The following is a 14,809-nucleotide window of genomic DNA, read 5'->3' as shown; positions in this document are numbered from 1 at the left end:
CCTTCCCGAACTCAGAAGTGAAACCTCTTAGCGCTGATGGTAGTGTGGGGTCTCCCATGTGAGAGTAAGTCATCGCCAGCTCATTATTCCAAAAGCCCTCTGCTCATGCAGGGGGCTTTTTTTATGCGTGAAATAAAGATGAAATAGAAAAAGGCTTAAATAAATTTAAGCCTTTTTGAATCTAGTTATTATTGATCTGCAGCGATAATGGACTGTGTGGCATTCTTCAGCATATACAGGGCCTGACCCAATAAAATGTCTTTTTCAGCTAAAGTGACCAGAATAAGAGGGTGTTTCGGTGCTGCAACTGCTGTCAAAATGGCTTTTCCATTTTCTGCATCCAAAGTAATACTCTGACAGCCAGTAAGATGGATCTCTTTAGTAAATGCAGAAACCATCGCTAAAATCGAACTGCTCACAGCAGCAAGCTTGCTATTGTTATAGTTGTCTTTCTTATGAATTGTGGCCAATTCAAACCCATCTGTTGAGCAGACCATTACATAATATACGCCACGAACATTGCTAATGATCTCCTGAATTTGCTGTTTGGCATGCTGAACGAGGGCTTCGGGAGCTTGACGTCTTTCTTGTATAGTAAGCATGCTTTAATCCTTAGCTCATGAGGTTATGGTTGACTTCGATTGAAGTAATGAGGGCTTCTAAGAGAAGCAAGATGTCGTCTTTTTGACGAGCATCTACAAAAAAGAGGGGGGTATAGAGATCCTGCTGGATCAGCCAGTCCTTATAAATCTGGATAAAATGAGGGCTTTCAAGATCACTATGCGTAATCCCAATGGCAATATTATTGGTATATTCCTGGAATACTTCGATATAGCTTTCCAGTTCCTGGATCGGATCATTCACTGTATGATCAATGAGAATAATAGCACCTAGTGCGCCTTGACAGATGACAGGCCAGATAAAGTCAAAGCGGCTTTGTCCAGGCGTCCCATACAGGCCAATTTTGGTTCCATCTTCTAATGTAATTTCACCATAATCAATTCCTACCGTGGTTTCCATTTTTGAATGACTGCGGTCGTCAGTATTCAGTGCCTCAGTGAGTAGCACTGGTATATCAGATAAGGAACGTATTGCGGCTGTTTTACCTGCACCCATGGAACCCGCAAAAACGATTTTATATTGTTGTAAAATCATAAGTATTTACTTTATTAAAATCCAAATTTAAATCGAAGCTTTCCAAAAAAGCTTTTAATGAAACTTTGCTGTTCTATTCTTTCAACTGGCTCAGTGGTGCGATAGCGACTTTCCCAAGCATTAATTTTTTCAATATTTCCCGAAGCCATACTGGCTGCGATAAATTGTCGAAGCGTAAGTAAGGAAATCGCATGTTGCTCAGCAATTTTTGAAATTTTAGCGCCTTGAATAAAGCAGGCAGATATCTGAAAAATACGTTTTTTATGCAGCGAATGAGCCAGCTTTGGCCAGTAGTGAATTTTATAGTGATCATCTTCAGGTGCGATCTGAGCAAAACTAGGCGAGTTCCAGAAAAAATTCCATAACCAGTCTTGGAGAATCTGCGTTTCTCTACGTGTCACTTTTAAGAGGTCGCTAGTAGATGCGAAGTCATATTGAAAAGAAAAGTCTGTGCCAGTTTCAGCCCGGTCTTTGTTTAACCAGGCCAGGTTTTTTGCTGAGTCAATAATGGCAATGGTGCCATGCTGATCATAGAGATGTAATTTACCTTTTTCAGGATGCAGCATCTCTTTAAAAAAGTTAATGGTGTAAGGATGGTTAGAAGATTCCTGGCTCTGAACGGGGGCTGAAAATATAGGTTCTTCTATTTCTGAGGTAATTTCTGAATTTAGGACGTTTTGCTCAAACCAGTGCTTGAGATTTTGTGTATTTTGCAGGGGTAAAGCGAGCGTATTATTTATAATCTGGTTCGAGTATTGAGTATTTTTAGAAATGCATAAATAAGGGCATTTTTGGTTTTTGAGAACACGTTGAATACCCTCTGTTTCAAGAAAGTATTCATATACAAACAGGCAATCGAGATGAGGATCGGAAGCAGTGTTCCATTGCAGGATAAAATGGTCAGGAATGATGTGTTGTAAAGTTTTTTTTAGTTCATCTGCATCGTGAATACTTAAACCTGCTATTCCAATATGAATATAATGCCTATGCATTTTAAGTCTCGATTAAAGTTTATATTTTATTGGGTGAAGCGCATAAGGATCCCCTTTATTGCATGAAATAAAGGGGAAAACTGTGTATTAGCTAAAGTCTAAACCTTGTTCAAAAGATTTAAGCTCATGACGAGCCATAGCCAGGTTTGCTTTAGAACGATCCAGTACAAGATACAGGAATACATTGTTATTCTTTTCGAGTGGGCGAATGAGATGATATTGCTTGCCCAGCGTAATCAGAATATCTTCAATCGAGTCATTCAGATTTAATGAATTCGCTACACGGCGTTTTGCGCGAATCACTTCTGTATTGCCGGCTGCTGCGAGTTCAAGATCGATATTGCCACCACCTTGAGTTGCTAAAGCCAAGCCGCTTTCACCATCAGCTAATGCTGCAGCAACGAAACCATCAATGTCTGTAAGTGTATCTTAGGTTACCTTAGCCATAATTATTTCCCTGTTATAAAAATAGTTGATGCGTTAGTTGTATTTGATGAAGTTCAAATATTATCTTTTTCATTCAAATTCATTATAAAAATGGGGGAGTAAATTACAATTGAAGTAAAAACCATATAAAATTTAATGGCTTACTTTGGATTTTAATTTTTAACTTGTACTTTTTAATTATGTGATGCATTTATCTTTTTATTTAATGATATGTGAAATGATTCTGTGATTATTTTTTGATCTATAATCTCATCTTAATCTAAAAGATGTAACAAAATATTTTGAATGGATTATGGAACTAATTAGGTAAAAATTTCAGTTGAAAAAATAGATTCACTTCATTCCCTGATAAATTTAAAGAATAAAAAAAGCCAATATCTCATTGGCTTTTAGTAAAACTAAATTTTTGAGGTTGAAGTAGTTATGCAAATACGCGTAATACTGCTTCAATCAATACCCAAAGAATCGCAAGCGCAACCACTGGCTCAACGATTTTTGCCCAGGTTGGTGTTTCTACAACAGCAACTTCTTCAACATCATGATGCTGGCTATTTTGATGAACCATTTGGCTAAACTCCTTCATTGATGCTTCTAATGATAGCTCTTCTTCATGAATTGGTTTAGAGCCTTTGAGTTCTGTTAGGTTATTTGTTGTCCAAACCCAATCATCTGCTTGCCCAGACAAATGTTCAATTTGTCCTTTCAACAGCTCTTGGATACTGGTCTGATTATGATTGCCAGTATCATGTAACTGCTTCAATTCAGTCAGCTGAAAATGGAAAATTTCAGACGTGAGCTGCTCCAGCTCGGGTTTCGGTAAAGTTGACTTGTTTTCCACTCGGGTAGTCAGGTGACGGGCGATTTCCAGAATATAAAGTTTATCTGGATGCTTGATTTCATTATATATTTTTTGCGGATTGTTACGCCATTCGCTAATCAGTTTGCCTAAAGTGAGAGCATTGATTTCTGAAATATATTTACGTCTTTCTTCTTTTGTATAGCCTTGTAGAAGCTCAGGCTTTTGAGTTTCTATCTGTTCAACAAAATATTGTACTAAATCAAAAGCCATTCACTTACTCCATTATTTTTAATCTAATAACCTTAGGGTTGGTTTTTTCTTTGCGGGCTCAGGCTGTTCTTCAGTGCTTGATTTTAAAGCATCTTCATCACTTTGTGTATGCTCATATTCATTTGGATCAAAGAATAATCCTTGACCATTTTCACGTGCATAGATCCCGAGGACTGCTGCCATCGGTACATAGATATCACGTGATACACCACCAAAACGTGCTGAGAAGGTGATGGCTTCATTATCCATATTCAGCGCATGAACTGCATGCGGCACAATATTCAGGACAATCTGGCCATCTTTAATAAACTGCTCGGGTACCATGGTGTTTGGACGTGTAGCATCGACCAGCAGATAAGGCGTCATATTGTTATCGCAAATCCACTCATAGATTGCACGTGCCATATAGGGACGGGTAGGACTTAAGTTGAATTCTTGTTCAGACATGATGTTTCTCTACAGGTTTGATTTGCTCTTGGTAGCGGTTTTTTTCCTGCAAGGTCATGGATTTTGCAAATGCAGGACGGCTAAAAACTCGCTGGCAATATAAATAAAATGGACGACATTGTTGTCGAGGTAATTCTACTCCCATGCTTTTAAGTCGAATGAAAATGGGAGCCAGCATGCAATCCAAGATGCTGAAATGTTCCGACATAAAATAAGGGAAATGCTGGAACAGGGGCGTTAATGAAATCAGGATATCATGCAACTGTTTTTGAGCCTTCACTTTGGCTGCAGTATCCAGAGTATCCGGATGACATAGCATAATATCGGCCAGTTTGAGCCAGTCATTTTCAAAACGCCAGATATATTGTCGCTGTTCCGCACGAGGCATGGGAGCATCTGCATAGAGCTTGTTCTGGCGGTAACGATCGTCTATATATTCGGAAATGATGCTGGTATTGAATAATTTTAAATCATTTTCAATCAGCATGGGCAGCTGGTTATAAGGATTGAGGCTGGCCAGATCTTCATCATCACTACCGACCAGGATCAGGTTATATTTAATCTGCTTTTCGGCAAGTACGTAGCGAATCCAATGGGAACGAAAGTCATCGGCATGGCTATATAAGGTGAGTCCTTGAAGTGGCGCGCTTTCGACTGACATAAATCCTGATTAAGTTCTAATGAATAGACTAGGATACTAAAAATCAACCTAAAAAGCACGAAGCATAAAAAGCCAATTGGACTAAGGCAGGGTAGAGTAGAGAAAAAAATGAAAGGAGCAGAACAACATGATCATGAATTTCGGCTTAATCATTCTGTTTATTATCATCGGTGTTGCGAATTATTATCTGACCAAATCCTTCTGGTGTCATGAAGGAGTATGGGGTAAGGATGTGCATGAACAATGACAATAAAGATAATATTAAGTGGTCATTTTAAAACCATAAAAAAACCCTGGAATAAACCAGGGTTTTTTGTCCGATTCGGTAAACGAATTAACGTTTAGAGAATTGAGGACGTTTACGAGCTTTACGTAAACCAAGTTTCTTACGTTCAACTTCACGAGCATCACGAGTAACGAAACCAGCTTGACGAAGAGCAGGTTTAAGAGTTTCGTCAGAAGCGATCAGTGCACGAGTAATACCGTGACGGATAGCGCCTGCTTGACCACCGATACCACCACCAGCAACAGTGATGTAAAGATCATATTTCTCAGTCGCTTCAAGAAGTTCTAGAGGTTGACGAACAACCATACGAGCAGTCTCACGACCGAAGTATTGTTCTAAAGAACGGTTGTTGATTACGAGTTTACCAGTACCAGCAGATAGGAAAACACGTGCAGTTGCGGTCTTACGGCGACCTGTACCATAGTTAGTAGCCATGTGCTGTATCCCTTAGATGTCCAAAACTTGTGGCTGTTGAGCAGTATGTGGATGCTCAGTACCAGCGTACACTTTCATTTTTTTGATCATTGCATAACCAAGAGGACCTTTTGGCAACATGCCTTTTACAGCGCGTTGGAAAATTTCTTCTGGTTTGTGAGCAACTAATTTTTCAAAATTAGTTTCACGAATACCACCAGGGAAACCAGTATGGCGATAGTATTTCTTGTCAAGTGATTTGTTACCAGTCACTTGAACTTGCTCAGCATTGATAACAACGATGTAATCACCAGTGTCAACGTGAGGAGTATAAGAAGTTTTATGCTTACCGCGTAAACGACGAGCGATTTCAGTCGCGAGACGACCTAAAGTTTTGCCAGAAGCATCAACAACGTACCAGTCGTGTTGAACTTCAGCTGGCTTAGCGCTGAGAGTTTTCATTAAACCACTACCTATTATAGTTGGTTTGGACTATGGAAGCTGTCCAAACAAAAGGAGACCGAATTCTACCCGAAAGCCGGGAGAACCACAATGAAAATATAAAATTTCAAGCGCTGTATTTTACAACGTCTTTCAATAAATGACCAGTAGGATTTTTAGCCTATAAACACATATGATTAATCATTAAATAATAAAACGGACCTAAGACTAGGGGTACATCTTTGTATGAATGGATTCACTTGTTTTTTAATATGTATTTCTTGAACAAATGGCCCGTCTTCGATTCTGCTTAGGTTTGCTTTCTAAACTGGAGGTAATCCTCCCTGAAAATGCCAAAAGCTAAACATGTCGAGTATTGAGATGATTGCCTGAAACTCTTTATAGGGTTCATTGATGTCAGTCCGGTTTTATCTCTCTTTAATATAATGAGAAAGGTACAGTATTATTTGAATAAACATCATCTAAACCTTTATCTAGAACTTTCCCTGTGAAATTTGTACTAAAATAAGGACAATTGATAATACAGAAGAAAGTCATGCTGCCTTTATATATTACCAGTGGTGAACCTGCCGGAATTGGTCCAGATATCTGCCTGAGTTTGGCGGATCGTATTGATGAACGTCCATTGGTGGTACTTGCCGATCTGGAAATGCTCCGTCAACGGGCGCAGCAGTTAAAACTTCTGGTTGAACTGATTGAATATACAGGGCAAACGACTTCTTCAGAAAAAGGTCAGCTTTATGTCGAGCACGTGCCTTTAAAAGAGCCGGTAGTACTAGGACAGCTGAATAGCCATAATGCCGCTTATGTACTGGAGCAGCTACGTCGTTCAGCTGAATATGCTATGACGAATAAAAGCGTGGGTGTAGCGACTGCACCAGTGCAAAAGTCGGTAATTAACGATGCAGGCATCCATTTTAGCGGTCATACCGAGTATTACCAGGAATTCGCAGGTGTACCGCGTGTGGTGATGATGTTAGCAACCAAAACCTTGCGCGTGGCTTTAGCAACCACACATCTTCCACTTCGTGCAGTTGCTGATGCGATTACTCCGGAACGCCTGCATCAGGTGATTAATATCCTGATTCACGACCTGAAATCCAAATTCAAAATTGAACATCCGCATATTCTGGTCTGTGGTTTAAACCCACATGCAGGTGAGGGCGGTTATCTGGGGATGGAAGAGATTGAAGTCATCAATCCAGTACTGGAGACTTACCGTACTCAAGGTATCAATATGAGCCTGAGCTTGCCTGCAGATACTTTATTTACTCCTGAAAACTTGAAAGATGCCGATGCTGTTCTGGCGATGTATCACGATCAGGGCTTACCTGTGTTAAAATCTCAGGGCTTTGGTGAAGCCATCAATATTACTTTGGGCTTACCGTTTATCCGAACTTCTGTCGATCACGGCACAGCACTCTCCCTCGCAGGTACAGGCCTTGCGAAAAGCTCAAGCTTACATGTGGCTGTGGATTTGGCGCTGGATTTAGCGCGTCAATGATCTCGTCTTTATTACACGTTGGAAATGTCTATGTATCAGATTAATGCCTTAAACCCAAAAGATGAAGGGCATCACACGCGTAAGCGTTTTGGTCAAAACTTCTTACATGACCAACGTGTCATTGCCAAAATTGTGCGTTCCGTAAATCCGCGTGCAGGCGAAAATATTGTTGAAATTGGTCCGGGTCTGGCTGCTTTGACATCTCCTTTAATTGGTGAATGTGATGCCTTGACCGTACTTGAGCTGGACCGTGACTTGGCCGCTGGTTTGCCGGGTCGTGTGCCGCATCCTGAACGTTTAACCATTATTGAAACAGACGCACTGAAATACGATTTCACCAATTTGTTTGAAGAAGGTCGTCCGCTACGTGTAGTCGGAAACCTGCCTTATAACATTTCGACACCACTGTTGTTCCATCTCCTGGAATTTGGTGACAAAGTGAAAGACATGCATTTCATGCTACAAAAAGAGGTGGTCGATCGTATTACAGCTTCGCCGAACACCAAAGAATATGGTCGTTTGTCGGTGATGATCCAGTATTACTGCAAACCGACTTTTCTGTTTGAAGTGCCGCCAGGTTCTTTTAATCCGCCACCAAAAGTGACTTCTGCCGTGTTCCGTTTGGAGCCATATGATGTAAAACCGATCGTGGCAAAAAATGAAAAAGCTTTGGCTCGTCTGGTATCGCATGTATTTACCCAGCGCCGTAAGACTTTGCGTAATAGCCTGAAAGGGATGCTGGTTGAAGATGGTTTTGAAAAGGCAGGTGTGGATCCAATGGCACGTCCAGAGACACTTACACTTGCCCAATTTGTGGCTTTATCTGATCAAATGGTAGCTTAAAAATAATGACCCGCACTGTTCGATACAATTATGTGATTGGTGATGTACAAGGCTGTTTTGAAGCCTTGAAGGCACTGCTGAAAGAAATCCGTTTTGATCCTGATCAGGACTTTGTCTGGTTTGCTGGTGATCTGGTGGCTAGAGGGGAAAACTCGCTGGGTGCATTACGCTTCATTAAAAAGCTTGTCGATAATGGCGTGGCGGCAACAGTGCTGGGTAATCATGACCTGACTTTGCTGGCTTATGCACGCGGTATTAAGCCGATTAAAGACAAGGATAATGTCCGTGATGTGATTGATGCGATCGACAGTGATGAGTTAATTGACTGGATCCGTAAACAGCCGATGTGTCTGTTTCCGAATGAACAGACGGTACTGACCCATGCCGGTATTCCCAATATCTGGGATGCAGCCAAGACGGCTGAATTGGCTAAAGAAGTAGAAGCCATTATTGCCCATGATGATTTTGAGGTGGTGGATACTTTCTTAAAGGAAATGTTTGGGAAAGAGCCTACACTCTGGTCAGATGAATTAGAAGGTCATGAGCGTACACGCTGTATCGTGAATTACCTGACCCGGATGCGTTTAACCGATACAGAAGGACGTTTAGAATACAGTTTTAAAGACTCTCTGAATGATCCAATGCCGGAAGGCTTTAAGCCCTGGTTTGAATTTGAATCGAAAACTGCCGCAACCCATCAAATTGTATTTGGGCATTGGGCTGCCTTACAGGGTAAAACCATTTCTGAGCGAATTCAGAATGTCGATGGTGGTTGTGTCTGGGGTAATCAGCTGATGGCTTATCGACTGGAAGACCAGCAAATGTTTGCCGTCGATAATCCGGTATTTTAAAATATTTAAAGCTCAAAAAAGCCACGTTGAACGTGGCTTTTTTATTGTGCTGATGATTAGTCTGCGCGAATCCAGGTCTGGTTGCGGCCCAGAACTGAAACACCCACACTGGCACGTAGCGTTAAACGCTTGCCGGTATTGTTTAGACGAACCTTGGCATCATAAATTTTACCTGCCAATGGATCAATGACACGACCTTTTTCATAATTTTTGGTGCCTTCAACGTGTTTCAGGCCTTTTAGAATAGTCATGCCTAAAATCGGTTGATCGGTATAAGGGGCTGGGCATTTATTACATTTTTCGCGTGGTGTATAACCTGGACGTGGCGTGATTTTCGCAATCTTGCCTGAGTAAGTATTATTTGCTTCTTTTTCGATGACAATGATGGCTTTTGCTGCTCCAGTTTTATCATCAATCTGCTGCCAGGTTCCGCTAATATCTTGAGCCCACAGGTTCATCATGAATCCTGTAGTCAATGTGGCAAGGAGTATCTTCTTTAACATATCCATCATTCCAAAGAACTTTTCATTATTGCCCGCACATGTTAGGAAGATTGCACAAATAGTCAATAAATAATTAAAAATCATGGAATTAAATTTATAAAAAAAGCTGCCTGTTTGGCAGCTTTGAGAAAAAGTGTGAACTTATTCCTGACGGATCCAGGTCTGGCTACGGCCTAAAGCAGAAACACCCACATAACCACGTAGGGTTAAACGTTTGCCGTTGCTGCTTAGACGAACCTTGGCATCGTAAATTTTACCTGCCAATGGATCAATCACACGACCTTTTTCATAATTCACGCTATCACCGACCTGTTTTAAACCTGTCAGTACGTCCATCCCCAAGATCGGCTGATTGGTATAAGGAGCAGGACATTTATTACAGGTTTTTTGTGGGGTATAACCTGGACGAGGCGTTACTTTGACAATTTTGCCGGCATAAGTACCATTGCTGTCCTGACGGATTTCAATCAGTGCTTTGGGTGAACCAGTCTTATCATCGATTTGTTGCCATGTCCCGGTCAAGTCTTGTGCATAAATGGTCCCAGTCATGAATGTAGCAATGAGCATTAATCCTAATTTAGATTTATTCATTTATATTTATCCTTTTTTCATAGATGAAACAAACTATCCCAAACACAAGCGTGTGGTTTTTTAATTTTGGTTGATTTTAGAGTAATGAGCGTTGCAGATCGCTCGGTCAATCTGCTTTAAGCCTGTTGATTCCCCATGACAGAAACCTGTCGATGTTAATTGCTTTGTTACTGAATTTTCAGTAAAAGCAGAGAAATTCAGTAAGATCTTTAACATGGTAATGTCTTGCATTCTATCTCCTTATATTGCGCATCAAAATCCGTTTGATGCTAAGCCTGTTAAAGCAAATGAATCTAATATTTATATGCATGTTTTATATTGTATAAAAAAAGCATCTGTCTAATATTGATACAACTTAATGCATGAAAATGCAAGCTTCTGTGCACTAAGTCATGAATTAATCTTGTTTAATCCAAGTCTGGCTGCGTCCCAAGGCTGAAACACCTACATAACCACGTAGGATTAGACGTTTGCCATTGGCACTTAATTTAGCTTTGGTGTTGTAAATATTGCCGGATAAAGGGTCAATCAATTTACCTTGAGAGAAATTATTATTGCCTGCATCCTTTAAGCCGGTGAGTACATCCAGACCAAGAATCGGTTTATTGGTATAAGGTGCAGGGCAGGAAACACAGGTTTCGCGCGGTGTATAGCCAGGACGAGGCGTAATCTTGGTAATTTTGGCAGTATAAACACCATTTGAAGTTTCACGAATTTCCAGAATCGCTTTAGCTGATCCTGTTTTATCGTCAATACTTCTCCAGGTGCCTGAAATATCGGAAGCGAAAGCCAGATGACTGAAAAAGGTCAGGGCTAAAAAGGATAATAATTGAACCTTTTTCATAGGTCTGTTCCTGAGTGAAAAATTCTTTATTTCCCTATAGTAAGAATAGTTTCATTCAGAAACAAACGTTAAATATTGATTGATGAGTCACATTTTTTGCAGATAAAGTATAAAAGTTGGCAACCAGATCGCAGTAAAAACGGCATTCACTGCCATGCCAAACGTAGCATAACGTCCGGCAACACTGCCACGCTGCCAGGCTTGAGCTGTACCAATCGCATGTGCTGCTAGACCTAGAGCCAGACCTGAAGCACGCTCATCATTGATATGTCGTAAAATAAATGGTGAAAATGCTGCACCAATTACGCCAGACAAAATGACGATCAGAATGGCCAGACTAACAGGTGCCTCCAGTAAGGTCGCAATATTAATTGCAATTGGTGTCGTGACTGCACGGGTGGCAAAGGCCATGATGTCGCCAGAAGACATATGTAGTAAATAGGCGAGACCCATCGGTAAGGCGACCGCACTGATACTGGCAAAAACCAGAATTCCGACAATAGCTTTCAGTGGCAGGTCATCATAACGCATGGCGGCTAGCGGAATCGCCAGTGCAACTGTGACATAACCAAGCAAATGGTTAAACAGTGGATTGACCTCATCCATATAATGCTCATAAGGAATACCCAGCACCAATAAAATCACCAGCACCAGGAACATGCTAAACACAATCACAGGAATTTGCGGAATAACACGATTGCAGGGTTTGGCAAGCAGATAAGCAATTAAGGTAATCGCAAAGCCATAAAGAACAGAAAACATGTGCGACTCCTATAACCAGCGTTTTGCCATTTTGGCGTAGATCCAAAGAGGGAGCAGAGTACTCAGGCATAACACCAGCATAAAGGCCGGAATTTTTTGTCCCATATGCATCAACATAATTAGCGCGCCTGCACTAATCGGTAAAAAAGCGAAGGCACTTTCTTTCATCAGCTTGTTATTAGTATCCACCAGACGCGCTGGAATTTTGCCAAAATAGCGCCAGGCAAATAAGGTGACTAGCAGGCTGATGAGTCCGACCAGGTTGCCCAATTCAGGATGATCTAGCTGGGTCATTAGCCAGACTGAAGCTTCACGAAATACAATAATTAAGAGGAGAGTGCTGATCCATGCTGGCCAGTCAATATGTTTTATCCAGTTCATTGGTGATGTCATTTAAAAGTTTACTTATCAAGTTTTACTCGATCTTACGCTGGATTTCAAACTCTTCAAGTGGACGCTGGAATTGAAGTGCTTGAGATCCCAGAATTTCTTCTATCGGTAAATGAGCCTGTTTGATCAACTGTTCCAGCTTCGGAGGTGCAATCCGTACATCGATATGTAACTGACCTTCATCATCATAATGTTCAGACTGAATCACGTTCAGCGCATAAAGTTGATTGCGCAGTTTGCCATAGGCAGGTTTCAATACCAGTTCAAAGTGCTGAATCTGACCCATTAATGCTTCATGCACGGCTTTGCGTAACAGATCCAGACCTTCACCACTATGTGCTGAAACATAGACCCGTTCAGGCTGACCGGGCTGGCGATAAATGATTTTGGCATCTTCACCGCTACAGTCGATTTTATTATAAACTCGTAACACCGGGACGTCGGCACCAATTTCCTTGAGCACCTTTTCAACGGCTTCAATTTGTTCAAGCATTTCCGGACTGCTGGAATCAATCACATGCAAAAGCAGGGTGGCTTCAACGGTTTCTTCCAGAGTTGCTTTAAAAGATTCGACCAGTGAATGCGAAAGATTACGCACAAAGCCTACCGTATCTGCCAGTACCAGATTACCGACGCCGTCCCATTGCAGGCGTCTTAAAGTTGGATCCAGAGTCGCAAATAGTTGGTCTGCTGCATAAACATCGCTATCGGCCAGAATATTGAATAAGGTAGATTTTCCCGCATTGGTATAACCTACTAAAGACACGGTTGGAACAGCCGCTTTTTGGCGTGCAACACGGCCCTGAATACGGGTTTGGCGAACTTTTTCTATTTTAGCTTTAAGCTGCCCCATGCGGATACGCAATAAACGGCGATCTGTTTCTAGCAGGGTTTCACCCGGACCACGCAGACCGATCCCGCCTTTCTGGCTATCCAGATTGGTACGGCTACGAACCAGTCGTGAAGACAGATGCTGTAATTGTGCCAGTTCAACTTGCAGTTTCCCTTCATAGGTACGGGCACGCTGTGCAAAAATATCGAGGATGAGTTCGGTACGATCAACCACCCGGCAATGCACCACATTTTCAAGGTTACGTGCTTGGGCAGGTGTCAGCGCATGATCGAAAATGACCAGATTGGCATCCAATTCTTTGACCCGTTCAGCAATTTCTTCTGCTTTTCCTGAACCCACAAAAAATTTGGCATCCGGTTTTAAGCGTTGAACAAAGAGATGTTCCAGAATTTCGGCATTTGCAGATTGAGCTAACAGATGAAACTCTTCAGCATCAAGGTCATCCAGCATTTGTACGCTCACACTGACCAGTATGACGCGTTCTTTTCCCTGATGTTGCTCAAAATATTCCACTCAGGCCAATCTCCAGTTGAAAACTTCATTTTAGTTGAAAATGAACTTTACAGATACTGAAATAGCGGGCTTTGTTTTAGAGTGCCGTGACAAACAGTTGTGCAAGTGTTACGAGCAGCGCCGTATATAACAGGGTACCACCCAAGATATAGCTCAATACTTTTAAGGGCCGAATCATCTCAGCTGATTTCACTGTTTCATCTTGCATGATGAGCATCCTTTTTAATCTAATATTTCGATTGATTTATTTTATTTAATTCATTTAATGAATTTAAATTGAAAATATAGATGTACTTGGTCGTTTTTTATTATCAATGCAAGTTGGACATGAACAGTATAAAATGGGTTTAATTCGTGGATATTCCCTGTATCTTGTTTAGGATTTAGTGATCTTTTTATGAACTCGACTGTACAAAATCAATCACCTGAGATACAAGGTTTTGCAAAATTCTTTCTTTATACAAGAAAAACGACTTCTGCATTAGCAGCCATCAGCCAGGGGTTTTATCTGGTTTACCGTCATGGTTTGTATAAAGATCCGAATAATCCGAACAATACCCGATATGTGCAGTATTTCTGTCGCCAGTTGTGCAAGGTATTTAATATTGAGGTTCAGGTCCATGGCGTGATTCCACGTGAGCCGGCATTATGGGTGAGCAATCATGTGTCCTGGCTGGATATCGCCGTTTTGGGTTCAGGCGCGCGAGTGTTTTTTCTGGCCAAAGCTGAAATTGAAAATTGGCCAATTCTAGGCAAGCTGGCTAAAGGTGGTGGCACCTTATTTATCAAGCGTGGTTCAGGAGATTCGGTCAGAATCCGTGAACAGATTACCGGCTTCCTGAAACAGAATATTCCAGTTCTATTTTTTCCTGAGGCGACCACATCTGATGGACGCTCAATTAAAAAAATTTATGGACGTATTCTGGGTGCAGCGATTGAAGCGCAACGTCCGGTACAAATCTGTCTGATCTGTTATGTGAATCAGCAGGGTGAACTGGATATGGTGGCGCCTTTTATTGGGAACATCAGTTTTGCCAAACATGTACAGAATGTTCTGGAAATGCCTAAAGTGACAGCTCATCTGATGGCCTTACCAGCAATTTCGACTGAAGGGCATACAGTAGAAAGCCTGACTGCATTAGTACATGAAAATATGCTGGAGGGTTTGCAAAGGTTGCAAGCCAAAGTATTAAAAAAGCCTCATTAAGAGGCTTTTTTATTA

At 41.3% G+C, this 14,809-nt stretch carries 21 protein-coding genes; 4 read left to right on the top strand and 17 right to left on the bottom strand.

What is annotated here, in order from left to right; genetic code table 11:
• Positions 1-188: 188 nt before the first annotated feature.
• From FTV13_RS12585 to rplM, 9 genes are all read right to left on the bottom strand, one after another.
• Entirely contained in the window at positions 189-602 is a 414-nt protein-coding gene (locus tag FTV13_RS12585) for a roadblock/LC7 domain-containing protein (RefSeq protein ID WP_004785266.1), read from the bottom strand.
• Between the two features lie 10 nt (positions 603-612).
• The gene (locus tag FTV13_RS12580) at positions 613-1,155 is read right to left on the bottom strand and encodes an ATP/GTP-binding protein (protein ID WP_180012202.1); all 543 of its coding nucleotides are present in this window, start codon (positions 1,153-1,155) and stop codon (positions 613-615) included.
• Between the two features lie 14 nt (positions 1,156-1,169).
• On the bottom strand, positions 1,170-2,147 hold the full coding sequence (locus FTV13_RS12575) for a hypothetical protein (RefSeq protein ID WP_180012200.1): 978 nt from the start codon (positions 2,145-2,147) through the stop codon (positions 1,170-1,172).
• Positions 2,148-2,234: 87 nt separating this feature from the next.
• Positions 2,235-2,561 (bottom strand): roadblock/LC7 domain-containing protein, encoded by a 327-nt coding sequence (locus FTV13_RS12570; protein ID WP_302700654.1) that lies wholly within the window; start codon positions 2,559-2,561, stop codon positions 2,235-2,237.
• A gap of 454 nt (positions 2,562-3,015) precedes the next feature.
• Complete coding sequence (locus tag FTV13_RS12565) at positions 3,016-3,663, bottom strand: hypothetical protein (protein WP_180003890.1); 648 nt, start codon at positions 3,661-3,663, stop codon at positions 3,016-3,018.
• An 18-nt stretch (positions 3,664-3,681) separates the two neighbouring features.
• Positions 3,682-4,110, bottom strand: coding sequence for a ClpXP protease specificity-enhancing factor (locus FTV13_RS12560; RefSeq protein WP_034704105.1), 429 nt, complete (start codon positions 4,108-4,110; stop codon positions 3,682-3,684).
• Complete coding sequence (locus tag FTV13_RS12555; RefSeq protein ID WP_180012198.1) at positions 4,103-4,771, bottom strand: glutathione S-transferase N-terminal domain-containing protein; 669 nt, start codon at positions 4,769-4,771, stop codon at positions 4,103-4,105. Before FTV13_RS12555 ends, FTV13_RS12560 begins: the two co-directional genes overlap by 8 nt.
• Positions 4,772-5,105: 334 nt before the next feature.
• Positions 5,106-5,492: a 30S ribosomal protein S9 gene (gene rpsI, locus FTV13_RS12550; protein WP_004785251.1), complete on the bottom strand. Its 387-nt coding sequence runs from the start codon at positions 5,490-5,492 to the stop codon at positions 5,106-5,108.
• 12 nt (positions 5,493-5,504) lie between these two features.
• Positions 5,505-5,933: a 50S ribosomal protein L13 gene (gene rplM, locus FTV13_RS12545; RefSeq protein ID WP_004785249.1), complete on the bottom strand. Its 429-nt coding sequence runs from the start codon at positions 5,931-5,933 to the stop codon at positions 5,505-5,507.
• Between the two features lie 535 nt (positions 5,934-6,468).
• Between rplM and pdxA the strand changes: the two genes are divergently transcribed.
• From pdxA to FTV13_RS12530, 3 genes are read left to right on the top strand one after another with little or no spacing between them, the layout of a single operon-like run.
• The gene (gene pdxA, locus FTV13_RS12540; protein ID WP_218946470.1) at positions 6,469-7,437 is read left to right on the top strand and encodes a 4-hydroxythreonine-4-phosphate dehydrogenase PdxA; all 969 of its coding nucleotides are present in this window, start codon (positions 6,469-6,471) and stop codon (positions 7,435-7,437) included.
• Positions 7,438-7,467: 30 nt separating this feature from the next.
• Entirely contained in the window at positions 7,468-8,280 is an 813-nt protein-coding gene (gene rsmA / locus FTV13_RS12535) for a 16S rRNA (adenine(1518)-N(6)/adenine(1519)-N(6))-dimethyltransferase RsmA (RefSeq protein WP_159123656.1), read from the top strand.
• Between the two features lie 5 nt (positions 8,281-8,285).
• On the top strand, positions 8,286-9,131 hold the full coding sequence (locus FTV13_RS12530) for a symmetrical bis(5'-nucleosyl)-tetraphosphatase (RefSeq protein ID WP_180012196.1): 846 nt from the start codon (positions 8,286-8,288) through the stop codon (positions 9,129-9,131).
• 56 nt (positions 9,132-9,187) lie between these two features.
• Here the strand turns inward: FTV13_RS12530 and FTV13_RS12525 are convergent, their stop codons facing one another.
• The 8 genes from FTV13_RS12525 to FTV13_RS15790 all read right to left on the bottom strand — a co-directional run bounded on the left by FTV13_RS12525 (position 9,188) and on the right by FTV13_RS15790 (position 13,795).
• Positions 9,188-9,634: a DUF2147 domain-containing protein gene (locus tag FTV13_RS12525; protein WP_034704141.1), complete on the bottom strand. Its 447-nt coding sequence runs from the start codon at positions 9,632-9,634 to the stop codon at positions 9,188-9,190.
• A gap of 141 nt (positions 9,635-9,775) precedes the next feature.
• Positions 9,776-10,225, bottom strand: coding sequence for a DUF2147 domain-containing protein (locus tag FTV13_RS12520; RefSeq protein ID WP_004785238.1), 450 nt, complete (start codon positions 10,223-10,225; stop codon positions 9,776-9,778).
• Positions 10,226-10,285: 60 nt separating this feature from the next.
• Positions 10,286-10,456 carry a hypothetical protein gene (locus FTV13_RS12515; protein WP_159123658.1) on the bottom strand — a complete coding sequence of 57 codons (171 nt, stop codon included), beginning with the start codon at positions 10,454-10,456 and terminating at the stop codon, positions 10,286-10,288.
• 166 nt (positions 10,457-10,622) lie between these two features.
• Positions 10,623-11,069: a DUF2147 domain-containing protein gene (locus FTV13_RS12510; RefSeq protein ID WP_179993346.1), complete on the bottom strand. Its 447-nt coding sequence runs from the start codon at positions 11,067-11,069 to the stop codon at positions 10,623-10,625.
• Positions 11,070-11,156: 87 nt separating this feature from the next.
• Positions 11,157-11,831, bottom strand: coding sequence for an LrgB family protein (locus tag FTV13_RS12505; protein WP_159123660.1), 675 nt, complete (start codon positions 11,829-11,831; stop codon positions 11,157-11,159).
• Positions 11,832-11,840: 9 nt separating this feature from the next.
• A complete protein-coding gene (locus FTV13_RS12500) occupies positions 11,841-12,212 on the bottom strand; it encodes a hypothetical protein (RefSeq protein WP_034704120.1) in 372 nt (123 codons plus the stop codon).
• 34 nt (positions 12,213-12,246) lie between these two features.
• Complete coding sequence (hflX, locus tag FTV13_RS12495; RefSeq protein ID WP_166139222.1) at positions 12,247-13,587, bottom strand: ribosome rescue GTPase HflX; 1,341 nt, start codon at positions 13,585-13,587, stop codon at positions 12,247-12,249.
• Positions 13,588-13,663: 76 nt separating this feature from the next.
• Positions 13,664-13,795: a hypothetical protein gene (locus tag FTV13_RS15790; RefSeq protein ID WP_004785224.1), complete on the bottom strand. Its 132-nt coding sequence runs from the start codon at positions 13,793-13,795 to the stop codon at positions 13,664-13,666.
• Between the two features lie 189 nt (positions 13,796-13,984).
• Between FTV13_RS15790 and FTV13_RS12490 the strand changes: the two genes are divergently transcribed.
• Positions 13,985-14,794, top strand: coding sequence for a 1-acyl-sn-glycerol-3-phosphate acyltransferase (locus FTV13_RS12490; RefSeq protein WP_159123662.1), 810 nt, complete (start codon positions 13,985-13,987; stop codon positions 14,792-14,794).
• Positions 14,795-14,809 lie beyond the last annotated feature (15 nt).

It is taken from the genome of Acinetobacter sp. YH12235, assembly GCF_013417705.1.
Lineage (GTDB): Bacteria > Pseudomonadota > Gammaproteobacteria > Pseudomonadales > Moraxellaceae > Acinetobacter.
Note: the sequence above shows the minus strand (reverse complement) of the source record. Positions and strands in the feature narration are given on the sequence as shown.

Bases quoted from the DNA above. Each gene is read 5' to 3' on its own strand.
- FTV13_RS12585 (WP_004785266.1), bottom strand. From the start codon at position 602: ATGCTTACTATACAAGAAAGACGTCAAGCTCCCGAAGCCCTCGTTCAG.
- FTV13_RS12580 (WP_180012202.1), bottom strand. From the start codon at position 1,155: ATGATTTTACAACAATATAAAATCGTTTTTGCGGGTTCCATGGGTGCA.
- FTV13_RS12575 (WP_180012200.1), bottom strand. From the start codon at position 2,147: ATGCATAGGCATTATATTCATATTGGAATAGCAGGTTTAAGTATTCAC.
- FTV13_RS12565 (WP_180003890.1), bottom strand. From the start codon at position 3,663: ATGGCTTTTGATTTAGTACAATATTTTGTTGAACAGATAGAAACTCAA.
- FTV13_RS12560 (WP_034704105.1), bottom strand. From the start codon at position 4,110: ATGTCTGAACAAGAATTCAACTTAAGTCCTACCCGTCCCTATATGGCA.
- FTV13_RS12555 (WP_180012198.1), bottom strand. From the start codon at position 4,771: ATGTCAGTCGAAAGCGCGCCACTTCAAGGACTCACCTTATATAGCCAT.
- rpsI (WP_004785251.1), bottom strand. From the start codon at position 5,492: ATGGCTACTAACTATGGTACAGGTCGCCGTAAGACCGCAACTGCACGT.
- rplM (WP_004785249.1), bottom strand. From the start codon at position 5,933: ATGAAAACTCTCAGCGCTAAGCCAGCTGAAGTTCAACACGACTGGTAC.
- pdxA (WP_218946470.1), top strand. From the start codon at position 6,469: ATGCTGCCTTTATATATTACCAGTGGTGAACCTGCCGGAATTGGTCCA.
- rsmA (WP_159123656.1), top strand. From the start codon at position 7,468: ATGTATCAGATTAATGCCTTAAACCCAAAAGATGAAGGGCATCACACG.
- FTV13_RS12530 (WP_180012196.1), top strand. From the start codon at position 8,286: ATGACCCGCACTGTTCGATACAATTATGTGATTGGTGATGTACAAGGC.
- FTV13_RS12525 (WP_034704141.1), bottom strand. From the start codon at position 9,634: ATGTTAAAGAAGATACTCCTTGCCACATTGACTACAGGATTCATGATG.
- FTV13_RS12520 (WP_004785238.1), bottom strand. From the start codon at position 10,225: ATGAATAAATCTAAATTAGGATTAATGCTCATTGCTACATTCATGACT.
- FTV13_RS12515 (WP_159123658.1), bottom strand. From the start codon at position 10,456: ATGCAAGACATTACCATGTTAAAGATCTTACTGAATTTCTCTGCTTTT.
- FTV13_RS12510 (WP_179993346.1), bottom strand. From the start codon at position 11,069: ATGAAAAAGGTTCAATTATTATCCTTTTTAGCCCTGACCTTTTTCAGT.
- FTV13_RS12505 (WP_159123660.1), bottom strand. From the start codon at position 11,831: ATGTTTTCTGTTCTTTATGGCTTTGCGATTACCTTAATTGCTTATCTG.
- FTV13_RS12500 (WP_034704120.1), bottom strand. From the start codon at position 12,212: ATGAACTGGATAAAACATATTGACTGGCCAGCATGGATCAGCACTCTC.
- FTV13_RS15790 (WP_004785224.1), bottom strand. From the start codon at position 13,795: ATGCAAGATGAAACAGTGAAATCAGCTGAGATGATTCGGCCCTTAAAA.
- FTV13_RS12490 (WP_159123662.1), top strand. From the start codon at position 13,985: ATGAACTCGACTGTACAAAATCAATCACCTGAGATACAAGGTTTTGCA.